The organism is Pedobacter sp. KBS0701 (assembly GCF_005938645.2).
Classification (GTDB): Bacteria; Bacteroidota; Bacteroidia; order Sphingobacteriales; family Sphingobacteriaceae; genus Pedobacter.
The window spans coordinates 3526412-3540356 of record NZ_CP042171.1 but is presented as its reverse complement, the minus strand read 5'-3'; the positions used below and the strand labels follow the sequence as shown (position 1 = coordinate 3540356).

General features: G+C 37.5%; 12 protein-coding genes. 5 read left to right on the top strand and 7 right to left on the bottom strand.

Annotated elements, in window-relative coordinates:
- Window positions 1–1130: 1130 nt before the first annotated feature.
- The 5 genes from FFJ24_RS14275 to FFJ24_RS14255 all read right to left on the bottom strand — a co-directional run bounded on the left by FFJ24_RS14275 (window position 1131) and on the right by FFJ24_RS14255 (window position 6364).
- Window positions 1131–1667: a hypothetical protein gene (locus FFJ24_RS14275; RefSeq protein WP_138822199.1), complete on the bottom strand. Its 537-nt coding sequence runs from the start codon at window positions 1665–1667 to the stop codon at window positions 1131–1133.
- A gap of 1023 nt (window positions 1668–2690) precedes the next feature.
- Window positions 2691–3473 (bottom strand): trypsin-like peptidase domain-containing protein, encoded by a 783-nt coding sequence (locus FFJ24_RS14270; RefSeq protein ID WP_138822197.1) that lies wholly within the window; start codon window positions 3471–3473, stop codon window positions 2691–2693.
- Window positions 3470–3829 (bottom strand): hypothetical protein, encoded by a 360-nt coding sequence (locus tag FFJ24_RS14265; protein ID WP_138822195.1) that lies wholly within the window; start codon window positions 3827–3829, stop codon window positions 3470–3472. The genes FFJ24_RS14270 and FFJ24_RS14265 overlap by 4 nt, the downstream gene beginning before the upstream one ends.
- Window positions 3830–4210: 381 nt before the next feature.
- Window positions 4211–5422, bottom strand: a complete 1212-nt coding sequence (locus FFJ24_RS14260; RefSeq protein WP_138822194.1) for an SIR2 family protein — start codon at window positions 5420–5422, stop codon at window positions 4211–4213.
- A gap of 501 nt (window positions 5423–5923) precedes the next feature.
- Complete coding sequence (locus FFJ24_RS14255) at window positions 5924–6364, bottom strand: hypothetical protein (RefSeq protein ID WP_138822192.1); 441 nt, start codon at window positions 6362–6364, stop codon at window positions 5924–5926.
- Window positions 6365–6760: 396 nt separating this feature from the next.
- Between FFJ24_RS14255 and FFJ24_RS14250 the strand changes: the two genes are divergently transcribed.
- The 4 genes from FFJ24_RS14250 (at window position 6761) to FFJ24_RS14235 (ending at window position 9224) form a co-directional block, all read left to right on the top strand.
- Window positions 6761–7210, top strand: coding sequence for a hypothetical protein (locus tag FFJ24_RS14250; RefSeq protein ID WP_138822190.1), 450 nt, complete (start codon window positions 6761–6763; stop codon window positions 7208–7210).
- Between the two features lie 141 nt (window positions 7211–7351).
- Window positions 7352–7756 carry an EVE domain-containing protein gene (locus FFJ24_RS14245; protein ID WP_138822188.1) on the top strand — a complete coding sequence of 135 codons (405 nt, stop codon included), beginning with the start codon at window positions 7352–7354 and terminating at the stop codon, window positions 7754–7756.
- 213 nt (window positions 7757–7969) lie between these two features.
- The gene (locus FFJ24_RS14240) at window positions 7970–8482 is read left to right on the top strand and encodes a hypothetical protein (RefSeq protein ID WP_138822186.1); all 513 of its coding nucleotides are present in this window, start codon (window positions 7970–7972) and stop codon (window positions 8480–8482) included.
- 175 nt (window positions 8483–8657) lie between these two features.
- Window positions 8658–9224, top strand: coding sequence for a hypothetical protein (locus FFJ24_RS14235; protein ID WP_138822184.1), 567 nt, complete (start codon window positions 8658–8660; stop codon window positions 9222–9224).
- A 691-nt stretch (window positions 9225–9915) separates the two neighbouring features.
- On the opposite strand, the gene FFJ24_RS14230 is transcribed toward FFJ24_RS14235, so the two are convergent.
- Window positions 9916–11097: a cation:proton antiporter gene (locus FFJ24_RS14230; RefSeq protein ID WP_138822182.1), complete on the bottom strand. Its 1182-nt coding sequence runs from the start codon at window positions 11095–11097 to the stop codon at window positions 9916–9918.
- 70 nt (window positions 11098–11167) lie between these two features.
- On the bottom strand, window positions 11168–11689 hold the full coding sequence (locus tag FFJ24_RS14225) for an acyl-CoA thioesterase (protein ID WP_121287055.1): 522 nt from the start codon (window positions 11687–11689) through the stop codon (window positions 11168–11170).
- Between the two features lie 595 nt (window positions 11690–12284).
- Between FFJ24_RS14225 and FFJ24_RS14220 the strand changes: the two genes are divergently transcribed.
- On the top strand, window positions 12285–13772 hold the full coding sequence (locus tag FFJ24_RS14220) for an alpha-amylase (protein ID WP_138822180.1): 1488 nt from the start codon (window positions 12285–12287) through the stop codon (window positions 13770–13772).
- Window positions 13773–13945 lie beyond the last annotated feature (173 nt).

The window sequence follows — 13945 nt, the reverse complement described above, 5'->3', positions numbered from 1 at the left end:
TCTACGGATACAATAATAAAATTGAGTTTATAAACTCATCTAAAACGAGTCACAGACTCTTTTCGATTATTAATCCTTAGAACTCTACGGGCAGAAACGTAATGTTCTAGATGTAAGATTTATAAAATGCTCCTTAATTGATTTTAGTAATTTCACTTTTTAGTATCAGAGGGCTAAAATTTGATGTCGCTTTTATCTTATAAGTATTTCCACTGTAACTAATTATATTAACCGTGATTAGGGCGTTTTGAGGCGTATTAGGAAATTTTTTAAAGTTATTAGTTTCAGGCTTTAAGGTGTATGAGCAATTGCTAATCCATTTAATATCGTAGGAAGTCGGAACGGTTGCATTATCGTAATATTCATATTGATGGTTTGCGTCGCGTTTTATTATTAACAACTTCCCATTATATATCATTTTAAACTTTCCGTGTTTGAATTTTAGACAGTCAGAGGTTTGTCCTTTAACACTATTGAAAAAGAACAATACAGCTATTGTGATAATAAGGTATTTCAGCTTCAACATACTGATGATTTAGATGTAAGGCAAATATATAATATTATTAAATGTATACAATTTTCCCGCAGTATCCGTAGCGTTAAGCATAGCGTATCTATAGAATCCAACAATAAAATTGAGTTTATAACTCAATTAAAACGAGTAACAGACTCTTTTCTATTATTAATCCGTAGAGTTCAGGAAGGGCTCTACAGACAGATACGGCGTCATTTCGACCGTAGGGGAGAATCTTAGCATGGTTCAAAGATTTCTCCATTTCGCTGCGCTTCAGTCGAAAGGACGACTGCATTGATGGATTCTGTCAATGATAGCATAGTCGAATGGTATTTATTTCGATTTGTTTAGCTTAAGGGGCTTCTACTACGCTCAGACTGACAAACATCTTCGTTCTGGTGCGGGTCTTAGCGCCTATTGGCTTGAGGAGCTAGTAATGAAAATAATTTAGCCACAGATAAAAAGGATGCACACAGATATAAAAATCCGTGTTTATCTGTGCGCATCTGTGGTTAAAAATCTTAACCACCCCGCCCGTTGGGCACCCCTCCTAAATTAGGAGGGGAGTTTTCCCTCATAGCTGTACAAGGTAAATGGCCAATTAAAATTTGAACGGTTATGGTGTAGCTGCTAAGCTGATAGTTTCATTATATACATCACACTCAACAGCATTACACCAGGCATCGCAGTCTGACAGCCAATCATAAATCATTTTATAGGCAGCAGTAATTTCGACAGAAAATTTTAAGGTTGCGCCTTCAAAATCATCCTCCTGAAAGATGTAGGCATTTAATCCAACATATAATAGTTCAGAAAGATGCTCCACATCAAATTGGCCAACAGCTTGTAGGTTATCACCCAGGTTTATGGCATAACGCTGAAAGGTTTCTTCATTGGCCAAAGGTTTTGTTTTGGTAAGCAGGTTGATGATATTGTTTACATCATAAAGGGCGTTGGCAATAGTAATGGGTTTGTGTTTGCCAGAGCGCGGATCAGGCCCGATAGCTGCGCTAAGCATTTCAGTAAGGAATTGATTCACATCCGATAAACCAATCATATCGAAATAGGCTTCCATCAGTTTCCGGAACTCGGTTACAGCTGCTACCTCATTTGGGAGCTGTGTGTCTGGGTTTTTACAATTGTTGTTCTGCATAACATTTGATAAAAAAGTTCCTGAGTGCTGCAGAACAACAATTAACTCTTTTCAGAGATATTGAAAGATGCGGGTCTAAGCCGCTCACTCAGGAATATTGTGAAATTTTTAATTTATTTTATGTCTCTCCGATTAAGTTAAAAGATATTGTTAATTACTGTTCTGCACTACTAAGATAAGCACAATTAAATAATTCACGAAATCTTTTTGCTCAAATAAGGCATAAATAGGGGGGGGATACTTGCAGTCGTTAGTTCAGACGTTGCGGTCGACAGTTCAGACGTTGCGGTCGACAGTTCAGGCGTTGCGGTCGGTAGTTCAGACATTGCGGTCGACAGTTCAGAGGTTGCAGTCGATAGTTCAGACGTTGCGGTCGGTAGTTCAGGCGTTGCGGTCGATAGTTCAGACGTTGCAGTCGATAGTTCAGCCATTGCGGTCGATAGTTCAGACGTTGCGGTCGGTAGTTCAGACGCTGCGGTCGGTAGTTCAAACGTTGCGGTCGGTAGTTCATGCGTTGCGGTCGGTAGTTCAGACGTTGCAGTCGATAGTTCAGACTTTGCAGTTGATAGTTCAGAACTTGCAGTTCATAGTTCTGTACTTGCAGTCAACAGTTCAGACGTTGCAGTCGATAGTTCAGGCGTTGCGGTCGATAAGACGTTGCAGTAGGTTATTCAAACTTTTTATTAAGTAACCCCACTAAACTGATATTTGTTATTTCCGAACTTTGTAATTGTAGCTTAGCAAGCTCTACAAAGGCTTTAGAAGAAGGAATGCCTTTGAAATGCTTCTCAAAATACAATGAGTTTGTATTGGCCTACCCTACTTCGAGTATGAGACTGTCAAGATGAGTCTTCATTGATTGATCAATTTCAACTTTTTGAAACTCTCTTAACAAGAGTAGAGGTTGCAGACATTAAGCACCTATACCATAGTAGTTGTGGGAGTAATCTATATACTTGTGAACTGATTCCACAATAACATTCGAGACACACTGTTATTTTGTTGTAAAAGTTCATCGATTGGCTATTGATTGATTATTTCGTCTATTACTGAAGCTTTCCAAACAATGCCGAGCTGTGCTTGTAATTCATCGCTAGCCCCAATTCTACCTGAATATATGCCGACTAGTTTGGTGTAATTGTTGCTAACCTTGCCATCTTTATGGATGGAGACAGTTCTTCTTTCCTTTAAGATGACGGGAGAGCCGGACATCCCACTGCGAGAAGCAGTATCAACGAACATTTTTGGAACTCCACCGATATCAATGGCTGGTTCAGACGCTATAGAAGCCCTCTTCCAAATTGGGAAAAAACCTCCTCCAGTATTGTTAAATGGAAAACCTAAGACGTATATGTCTTGCCCAATATGAATTTCTGTATCTTCATTATGCGGTTCAATAAATTGGTCAATTGAAAATGCAACGAGATTATCAGGTACTATAATAGGTATAGCCACAACATCAATACCTTGTTTATAAAGCGGATGTTCAATCCATAATTTACTATCTTCATCATCCAATAATTTAATATTTAAAGTTGACCAGCTAATGGTTGTTTGCTCACCAACACTATACCTATTTTTATCAACTAAATAGACGTTAAGATTATTTGGAAAGCAAATAGTACCAGTTAAGAACTCCATTGTTTCTGGATTTTGTCCTGTCACATTATGCCAATTAGTAATTAGATAAGAATTTGCATCTCTAGTTATCATAAAGCTAGTTCCAAAAGCAAGGTGAGTATCATCAAACCTAAGATCAATTAGATACGATGTCCAAGAGAAATTGTCTGATTTTGCTTCTTTCATCGTTTTACTTTAGATTCTAAATATTCAACAGTTAGTTGGGTTTCTTCAAGAATTCTAGGGAATTGGTTTGGTACTTGTTTCCATTTCTCTAAAAGTCCTTTTAAAGTCCTAAGACTGTAAGGATAATATCTTTTGAAATGTCTAAGTTCAAATATTATGGCAGTTTGTCTATCTACGTACATTGTACCATTTTCATCTTCCGGCTGAACTAGTTCTTTTAACAGCTTATGAAATTGGTCAAATTCCTTTAGGTTTTGTTCTCTCCTTCTCGAATCAAGATATTGTATTACTGTCCAGCTAAATGAAGCAAAGCCTGCGATCACACTGAATAACACTGTAAAATTGATTTCTTTCATAGGTATTTATTTTTAGCTAATTAATTGTATTGTTTAACGTAAACTAAATTCAAATAAGTCCAAAGAAATTTATTCACTGCCTTACCAATTCTAGCGCGTTTCTTAGGGCTCATAGTCTTAAGCCTTGGTCGGACTGTGTTTAAAAATATTATTGATTAATTACTTCATCAAGCACAATTCATCCAGCCCGCTAGCCTAGAAACTAAGATTTGCGCTAGTAGGAGGTAATTGAATGACTCAAAGCTTGCTCAACTACTTGAGTTTTAATTAAAGCTTCTCCTAAAGAAGTATATAAGTAAATTTCCTGGTCGTTTGCCGGTATTTTTATGATATTTTCTTGCATACCATTTATGAGCTAGTGATGACTTCTAACTTTTAGAGTTATATTTTCCTAATTTCATGCATGATTTCAGGGATTTGACTGTACGTATCGACCCAAATTGTTTTAATTCCGAAAGATTTTAAATCATTCTCTTCAAAGGACTCAATAGTCTCAACAAGAGTGGTTGCAGTTTCTTCCAATTGAAGTGATGCATTGGACTTCTCGTTTAATAAGTCAACTTCATTATTTAAAAGTAGACTTAAGGCCTTTTTTACATCCTCTACTTTGTATTTAATTTTAAAAATAAAGTGTGAACCTTTTTTGGTTGTTCTTTGCTGATTTGCAATGTCAAGCAACCTCCTTGTGTTAGGGTCAGTAAGAGACGTTCCGATAAACAAACAATTGTTCTCTCGAAATTTGTTAATCTGCACTATATTATTCCAACTATATGTATCCGTATATTGCTTATGATAAACACTTTCACCAAATGTTATTTGGTTAGCATCTGACAATTTTCCTTTCTCGGGCAAATAGCCATGAACATGGTATATTGGGAGTTCTCCAGTATCAACATCCATACCATTACCATAAATTGATTTGTATGGTAAGTCTAAACTGCTTTTTTGTATGTTGTATTCTAAAATGTCATCAAAATTATAAGTAATGATACTATTTAAATTTGGACTTTTACCAGGAGCGATGCAGTACCTAATAATTTCATCCATCAACTTGGATTTTGTTCCTCTTTCAATTTCTTGATATAAAATATTTCGAACCTCTTCTTCAAATGAAGTTTTGTTACTCTCAAAATATTTTTGCAGATATCTTCCTGCTATGAGTGGACTAGGGTTGAATATTTTGGCAAACAATTTAGACAAAATGCTAGAGGCGTTTTTCTCCTTTTCTAGAGTTGTCATCATTAGTTTTTGTAATAAGATATCCCAAGAAGGTAATCCAAAAGACATTGAAACTCCTGCACCAAGAACCAAAACTAATTTCTCTTTCTTGTAATTCTGTTTTAATTCACGGATAATTTCTGTTCTATCAGTTTTACTGAAACTATGTACTAAATTATTTCTTAGTGTTTGAAGTATTTCAGAATAGTTCCCTTCCATTTTCTCACTAAAATATTTTTTAAAATATTCATTAGCTTTGGATGTAGTTTCATCAGAATAAACTGGAACTGATATTCTAGAATAAGATTCAATAAAGTCTTCTGCTGATTTCAAGTTTTCAGATACTTTGTTATCTGTAATTGTCTTTTTTGCCATTTAAAGGGAGTTATATTATTGCACAGAACTCTTAAACTACGTAATTAGTTCCCGCGAAATGTTCGATTACAATTTGTTTTAGAGTTTCTATCATAATTTGTAGCTGTATATTTAGAATAGTTATATCGGTTTTCAAATATCTATTAGCATTTAAACTAGAAAGATTTCAAAAGATTTTTGTGATCATTAATTTAGTTTTGGCAAGATATTGATTTTACTCGAAAATAGAATATCCAAAAAATCCCATTCTAGCGCAAGTCTTAGCGCACATTGCCTCAAGCCTTGGCTTGACTTATGTTCGGTTATTACTTCCAAAATTAATAATGAAATTACAAGTCATCCACGCCGCTGTCCAAAGCACTGAGACTTGCGCTAATAGTAATTATTAAGGTAAGCCACCGTGAGGGTATAGGATGGATTTAGGATGGGGTTAGTAAAATAAACTGTGTCAATTTCGGAACTAGGATAAGCGCGTGGAGTTGGAATACCTACCCCAAAGCCTCACTCATATTTAAACTCAAAAGGCTGGTGTAGCCGAAACCTTGCCGCTTCCCCATCTCTAGTGCCGAGCGTATTTTTTGGCAGGAGTTTAAGGATCCTGACGATTTCATTTTTCATGGCCTCGGTGCCTGTTCCTTTTACAGTGTATTTAGAAACACTGCCGTCTTTTTCCACTATTGTGGTTACCTCTAGTTTGGTGTAAAGTTTGTTTTTTTTAATCACATCCGAGGTTGCATACTGATTGTTCATGAACTGTGTATATTCCACCTGACTAAGGGGTGATAACGGGAACTTGTATAAGTGTCCTTCAGAAGACAATTTATCATCGTAGATGATGGTATCGACCGGGGCATTTACCTTCAGGCTATCCTGGGCTTTGGCTTTTTGGCTGATAATAATCAGGATTAAGAGTGAGAAGCTGAGTAAGATTTGTCTTTTCATATAGATCGCGTTTTGATCAAATATAAACATTCCGGTGGTAATTTAAAATGGCGATAAACTGCTTTTGAGGAAAAGCTTGGTTTAGGATGATATTATTCTTTATCTTAGATAAAAACTAATTAACACTCGTTATGAATTATATGTCGATCGCTGTTTTAACCATTCAAATTCTGGTAGTTGTAACGATCATTTATTTTATATTAAGCAGATTGGATAATATTGGTAAATCTAATTACCAACGAAATGAGATTTTGAAAGGCATTTATGATGAACTCAAGCGTCAGAATGAGAATAAACACTAAACTCATTCCTTTCTTTGCATAAGCCACTATTTGGAGAGCGGAATGGATTTAGAATTCTGTATATACTTCTTAATCCAAATGTTTAACTTTAAATATGAATGGATTAAAGATTAAACCGCAACAGCTCTGGGATTTATATAATCTTCCAGCGAATAAGGCACATGAACTTCTCATTGCGCTCGGGTTTAGTTTCAATCAAAGAGTGGAAAACTTAATTCTTTATCAGGCTCATGGAAAAGGTTTTATTTTAACTGAGGAAGGTGGTATCGTAACGAAAGTTCAATACAAAATGACAGATAGAACAATTTATTATGACTGTATTGAATATGCAAAGGAGACTTTAGCATTTGAAACCATCTTTGAAGAATTTGAGCCTTCAGCAGATGTTTTACGTCTTGATGATGCAAAATGTACGCTGATAGCAATGGCCATTCATACTAACGGTAATCATCCATCGTTTGGAATAAATCTGCTCGGTAAACTTCCACTTCCCACACCTGAAAATAGAGTTGAGGTAATTTTGATGCCACCACCATTATCTTAATAAAGCAGAAAAATTTAAAGCCTTTTCCATATTTATTGAGGTATTTCTTTTTGTTACCACCAAATTTTGGAATATACCTGCGAATTCTTTCAGATTTATTAGTTTTGATGATTAGATAAATAGAAATAAACTAAAAACAGAATGAATCATTGGTTAGTCAAGTCAGAGCCTTTTAAATACAGTTGGGAAAAATTTAATGAAGATGGTCGCACCTTTTGGGATGGTGTGCGTAATTATCAGGCGAGGAATAACCTGAAAGCCATGAAAGAAGGAGACTTGGTGCTTTTTTACCACAGTAATGAAGGTAAAAACGTGGTTGGTATTGCCAAAGTGGTGAAAGAGTTTTACCAGGACCCAACTACTGATGATGCCAACTGGGTAGTGGTTGATTTATCGCCTGTAGAAAGCCTGAAAAACCCGGTTTCGCTGGAGCAGATCAAAGCAGAACCAAGTTTGGTTGATATTTCTTTGGTTAGACAAGGACGTTTATCGGTAATGCCGCTTAAGGCTACTGAATTTGATAAGATTCTGGAAATGGGAAGTTGATTAGTTTGGAGTTGGGAGTTTTCCCGCTAAGCGCCTAATGCTACGCACTAAAGTTTGGAGTTGGGCGTTTGGAGTTGAGAGTGGATTGATCGATTTTAGTCCGAAGACTTGAGTCGGCAGTCTTTAGTCGATTTGAACAATTAACCGTTTAACGAATTATTACAGTTAACCAATTAACCAATTTATACAATTCACCAACTAAACCGCTCTCCAATGAAAATTTTCTTTGTATCGCTCTGTTTCTTTATAGGTAATCTGTTTTTTAGCGAAGCCAAAGCGCAGGAATTTATCAATTACCAGGTAAAAGTGGTTTCAGACTCTTTACCTGTTGTAAAAGGTACTTTAGAGAAAATTTCTCCTGAAGGTGTCGCTGTGAATGATGGTTATGGGAATTACATCATGCTTCGTGCAAAAAATATCATCAGCATCCGCTTAAAGAAAAAAGGCATCAATACAGGTAAAGGATTTCTGATCGGGACACTTGCTGGCGCGGCAATTGGTTCTTTGGCATTTACAGATAACAACAATGGATCTGGCAACGAACAACTTGCAGCCTTTTTAGCCGCTACAACTTTAGGGGCAGCAGTAGGCACAACTTATGGCCTTATAGCCGAACTTAAGGCTAAAAGAATGTTTTTGAAGATCAATAAAGATGAAAAATTGTTTGCCACTGAGTATAAAAAATTGGAAATTTACTCAAAAGCTTACTATATTGATAGACCTTAGGCGCTAAGCGTTTGGAGCAATGTCATTCAGCTAAGGTTTTTAACCACAGATGGACACAGATAAACACGGATTTTTATATCTGTGTCCATCCTTTTTATCTGTGGTTAAATTATTTTCACCTGTGCCAATGGCTTAACTCACAAGGCTATGAACCATAAAACAATGAACCAATAACATGATAAAGTCTATCTATTTCACCCTCATCTTTTTCTTTTGTCTAAGCTTCGCAATGGCTCAAAACGTAAAACCTTACATGGCCATTCTGAAAACCCAGAATGAAAAATACAAAGGGATTTTATATAAAGTTGATTCGGTAAATGTGATTCTGAATCATGATGGCGAATTTATTACCGTTCCTATCAATGAAATTGAAACCGCACAGATCCGTACGATTAAAAAAGGTTATAAAGGGATGAGTTTTATTAAAATCGGTGAAGATAGGGCAGAAGAGTATAAAATGAATGCAGCTGGTAAAATGGTTGATAAATGGGGCAAGGAAGAGCCGGGTTTGAGGGAAGACGCGGCAGCCACGGCATTTTCTGTTGTTTTTACTGCAATGGCAAATGCTGTTGCATTGCCCATCCATGCCATTAATCCGAATCTTGCACGCTTTAATTTTAATAAGCTAGATAAAAATAAGTTTAACGAAGTCAGTTATTATTCTATTTATTACCAGGCCAATCCAAATGTTTTGGCAGAATTGAAGCAGCTGAAAAGCATTTCAGTCTCATTTAAACCTTAGGTGTTTAGAGTAGGCTTGGGAGTAGATTAACCGATTTATAAAATCGTGCTGATTTTAAAGATTGCTTTTTCATAAAGTTCTATCATGTGGCTACAAATATTTTTTTCGCTCTCTGCCGCGGGGCATGGTAGTTTTTCGCTGGTAATGTTGTTTTTAGCTGTGCTCAAGAATGCTGCGCATTTTGGAGCGCCAAAGTACCCAAAGCGCTCTGTCAATCCAACAAGGTGGCTTCTCACTGGCCCACGCACATCAAAAAAACAGCGGCACTTTGTTTTGTGTTCAATTCATTTATAGCTTTGAATTATCTTCTATGAACACAAAACCACTGCGTTTCAGGTTTGGTGGTGCTATTTGTTCTGTATTGCACCTGTTTTTTTGATCCTTCTGCCACTTGGGATTGACGGCGTCCTTCGCGGAAGACCGTGTTTTATTAAAGTCAGTTAGCAAAATGCCTAAACTATTCTTAAAAAAGATTTGTCCACACAATAGATTCTAATCGGGTTGATGTACAAAGTTTTGTGCCTTGAAAACAAACCATTGTTCAATAAACCTGACAGTAGCGGGCATTCCGATTCTTCATCGGAATAAAGCGAATGGCAGGGCTACAGTACCTATGAAATACTGACATTCATTTCCAAAAAAAACCTTCTCAATTAACCGGTTAACCAGTTTATACAATTAACCAAATAAACTACTCAATCACACTATTTCTCTTGCTCAAGGTTATCCCCAGCGTCATTACAATACTCGAGCCCAATACTACCAGGAACAGGAACGGCGTACCCACTTCCTGTATTTTTAGTGAGGCGGGCAGGTTGAAATAAAGTAAAATACTGATCAGGCCGCGGGGGGCGATGTATAAAATCGGACCTAAAGTGTCCTTTTTAAATATTTTAAGGAAGAGCATCCTGATGAGGTATATCGTGATCAGAATGAAAAAGCCATTGGCGAGTACAACCTTATTGTTCAGTTCGCCGATGTTCATCGTAAAACCGAAAATAACGAAGAAAAAAGTCCGCAAAATAAAGGCACTTTCTGCCGATAACTGGTAAAGCTGCGATAAATCGGCCGTTAAATTCTTGTATAAAAAAATACTCCTGAACCAAACGTTCTGGATGGTATCGGCATTGTTCAGGAATAAACCTGTACTCAGGATCAGCACCAGCGAAGAGAGGTGGTGAGATTGACCAATGGCATAAACCAGGATAAGGATGGCGATAATCAGGAAAAATTTGATGTGGTGTACCAACCGGCCCATAATGTACAACAATACCACACAGGCAATGGCCGATAGCAAAAGGATGAGAAAGGTACTTAAGCCCAGGCCGATAAATGCGGAGGTAGTGACCGAATGGTTGGTAATGGTGAAATTAAAAATGATGATCCCCAGGATATCAGAGAAAGACGATTCGTAGATCACAAACTCTTTATCTTTATTGTTTAAAGCTGCGGCCGATGGAATGGCAATGGCCGAACTGATGACACTAAAAGGGATGGCATTGGCAATGCAGGTATATAAATCGTGGTGCGAAATCTGGTAAATGATGGTGGTAATTACGCTGGTGGTACCGAGTAAAATACTTAAGGCCGAAAAAAAAGCGCTTTTAATGATCTTGTTTTTATGCTGATCATATTTGAGTTCGAGTGAGCCCTCAAAAACAATCAAAATTAAACCCACCGTACCCAATGTGGGTAGGATAGAGAGGAAATTGAAGGTTTGTATCTTCAGGTTGTCGACCAGTAAACGTAAACCGATACCTAAAAGCAGGAGCAATAAAACCGATGGCACCTTGGTTTTACTCGCCACTAAATCAAACAGATAAGAGAATATTACTAATCCGCTTAAAATAATAAGAATGGTATAAGTTGTCATATTTTTCAGCGTAGGGTGAACCGCTAAAATAAAACAATCATGCTAAGCAGAAAGAAATTTAGTGTAAAAATTATGCTTTAAAGAAAAGTGCCTTCAGTTCGCTGGCGTCATCAGGATGCATTTTGCCACCCAAAACCAAACGTAACTGCCTGCGGCGCAGGGCGCCGTCAAACAAATCAATTTCTTCCTGCGTTTCCGGAATAAGTTCTGGTACAGGTATGGTGCGTGCACTCTGATCAAGCGCTACAAAGGTATAGTAAGCTTCGTTGCTTTTCTGCCTTGCACCACTTGGAATATTTTCTGCCCATACGTCTAAACGAACTTCTACCGAGGTATTAAAAGCACGGGTTACTTTGGCTTCGATGGTAATTACATCACCTAATTTAATGGGCTGTTTAAAAGAAACATTATCAACTGAAGCGGTCACCACGATACGATTACAGTGTTTTTGAGCCGAAATTGCCGCTGCAATATCCATCCAGTGAAGCAAACGCCCACCCATCAGGTTATTTAAGGTATTGGTATCGTTTGGTAATACCAATTCGTTCATAATGGTAAAACTTTCTCTGGCAAATTTCTTTTTTAAACTCATTTGAGGGCAAAAGTAAGTAAAATGTGGTTAAGATTGTATTGCAAATAGATTCTGGTGGATTTAGCAGATGTTTTTCGGAGGTGATCTGCGAAATCAGGGGGAAAAGCATGAGTGATATTGTTCCCGCAGATTTAGAGCCTGTTTAAATTTTTATAACAAATATAAATAGCCTTTTGCTGTCACCGTTAGGGATAATTTATTGTATAAAAATCAATATGAGTGACAGTAGAATTTAATGGAAATAAATCTCTCCGAGGGATCATCATTGCGAGAAGGCTTTTTCAGCCGACGAAGCAATCTTTATAGCAAGGATCATTAGCATGATAGATTGCTTCGTCGTTCCTCCTCGCAATGACGACCTTTTTTGGGAGTCTGTCAATGGTAGCGTAGTCGATTGCTTAATTAATGCTTTCAAATGGTCTTCGACTACGCTCAGACTGACATACGAAATAAATTTTATTTAATTTTAAACAGGCTCTTATTATTTTTTTTTCTGCGGGCATGAGCGAGATCAGCGGGAAAGAACTTGTGAAGATCTTCAATCCAAAAACAAATTCATCAGCTATCATGTTATCCCTTAAAAAAAATCGAATTAATGCAAAACCAGACCCTGATCCAATTTTTCCATTGGTATTATAACGAAGAACAAAATTTATGGACTAAAGTAGCTGCCGAAGCAAGTCATTTAAAAGAAATTGGGATAACCGCTTTATGGTTGCCACCAGCCTATAAATCAAACAATGCGACCTATGATGTTGGTTATGCAGTTTACGACCTTTTCGATTTGGGTGAGTTCGATCAGAAAGGGAGTGTGCACACCAAATACGGCTCTAAAGATGAGTATATCAAAGCTATTGAAGCATTGCACGAAAATGGAATTAGCGCCTTGGCCGATGCGGTTTTTAACCATAAAGCAGGTGGCGATGAACTTGAGAAAATAGCCGTTAGAACTGTAAATCCAGAAGATAGAAATGAATTTACCAGCGATGTTTTCGAAATCGAAGCCTGGACAAAGTTTACTTTCCCCGGACGAAAGGGTAAATATTCTGAATTTATATGGAATCATGAGTGTTTTAGTGGGGTAGACTGGGCAGAGGATATCAAAGAGACTGCTATTTATTCGATCCAAAACCATTTAGGTGAAGGTTTTGAAGAGGTTCCATCTACTGAATTTGGCAATTACGACTACCTGATGTACAATGATATCGATTACCGCAACAGGGCTGTAGTTGAAGAGTTAAAATACTGGGGCGAATGGGTAGTGGAAACCACTAAGGTAGACGGTTTCAGGTTAGATGCGGTTAAACACATTAATCCGGATTTTATTGTAGAGTGGATCGACCACCTCAACCAAAAATTTAACAGGGAGTTTTTTATTGTTGCCGAAGATTGGAACGTCGTGGATATAGCGGGGCAATTGAATTATATTGAAATTACCGGTGGCAGGACGCAAATATTCGATTCGCTCCTGCACCATAACTTTTTCCTGGCCAGTAAAGATGAAGCCTTTGATATGCGGACGATTTTTGATGGAACGCTGGTACAGGTAAAGCCTGATCTGGCGGTAACCTTTGTGGATAATCATGATTCGCAACCTTTACAGGCACTAGAATCTTATGTCGATTTTTGGTTCAGGCCTTTAGCGTATGCCATGATCCTTTTGCGCATGCAAGGCATTCCGTGTTTATTCTTTCCTGATTTGTATGGAGGAATTTATGATGATAAAGATAAAGAAGGTGATGAGGTACATGTTGAGTTAGTGGCTATCCCTGCGGTTGAAACGATGAGTAAAATCCGTACAGCATTAGCCTACGGTGAGCAACGTGATTATTTTGACCATGGTATTTGTGTAGGATGGACCCGTGCTGGTGATGAAGAACATGAAAACAGTGGTTTAGCCGTATTGTTGAGTACAGGAGAGGAAGGATTCAAAGAAATGGAAATAGGTAAACACTTTGCCGGAAAAACCTTTGTTGATGCCTTAGGCTATCGCCAGCAGGAAGTAGTTATTGATGAAAATGGCTGGGCAGAGTTTCATTGCAATGCCGGCAGTGTTTCGGTGTGGGTGTTGAAAGTGGGTTAGTCCTCAATAAATCGTCATTGCGAGGCACGAAGATAACCGAACGTAATGAGCTCATGAATGCCTTTAAAAACAACTGTACAAATGAATAATCTTAATGCACACGCTAGTAGCGATCGTTTTAAGATTGCTACGTCGGCTGAAAAAGCCTTCTCGCAATGACGAATTTTATTCCT

Excerpts from the sequence above, each read along its gene's own strand:
- FFJ24_RS14235 (WP_138822184.1), top strand. The coding sequence starts at position 8,658 with ATGATAAAGTCTATCTATTTCACCCTCATCTTTTTCTTTTGTCTAAGC.
- FFJ24_RS14245 (WP_138822188.1), top strand. The coding sequence starts at position 7,352 with ATGAATCATTGGTTAGTCAAGTCAGAGCCTTTTAAATACAGTTGGGAA.
- FFJ24_RS14225 (WP_121287055.1), bottom strand. The coding sequence starts at position 11,689 with ATGAGTTTAAAAAAGAAATTTGCCAGAGAAAGTTTTACCATTATGAAC.
- FFJ24_RS14275 (WP_138822199.1), bottom strand. The coding sequence starts at position 1,667 with ATGCAGAACAACAATTGTAAAAACCCAGACACACAGCTCCCAAATGAG.
- FFJ24_RS14270 (WP_138822197.1), bottom strand. The coding sequence starts at position 3,473 with ATGAAAGAAGCAAAATCAGACAATTTCTCTTGGACATCGTATCTAATT.
- FFJ24_RS14255 (WP_138822192.1), bottom strand. The coding sequence starts at position 6,364 with ATGAAAAGACAAATCTTACTCAGCTTCTCACTCTTAATCCTGATTATT.
- FFJ24_RS14265 (WP_138822195.1), bottom strand. The coding sequence starts at position 3,829 with ATGAAAGAAATCAATTTTACAGTGTTATTCAGTGTGATCGCAGGCTTT.
- FFJ24_RS14240 (WP_138822186.1), top strand. The coding sequence starts at position 7,970 with ATGAAAATTTTCTTTGTATCGCTCTGTTTCTTTATAGGTAATCTGTTT.
- FFJ24_RS14260 (WP_138822194.1), bottom strand. The coding sequence starts at position 5,422 with ATGGCAAAAAAGACAATTACAGATAACAAAGTATCTGAAAACTTGAAA.
- FFJ24_RS14250 (WP_138822190.1), top strand. The coding sequence starts at position 6,761 with ATGAATGGATTAAAGATTAAACCGCAACAGCTCTGGGATTTATATAAT.
- FFJ24_RS14230 (WP_138822182.1), bottom strand. The coding sequence starts at position 11,097 with ATGACAACTTATACCATTCTTATTATTTTAAGCGGATTAGTAATATTC.
- FFJ24_RS14220 (WP_138822180.1), top strand. The coding sequence starts at position 12,285 with ATGCAAAACCAGACCCTGATCCAATTTTTCCATTGGTATTATAACGAA.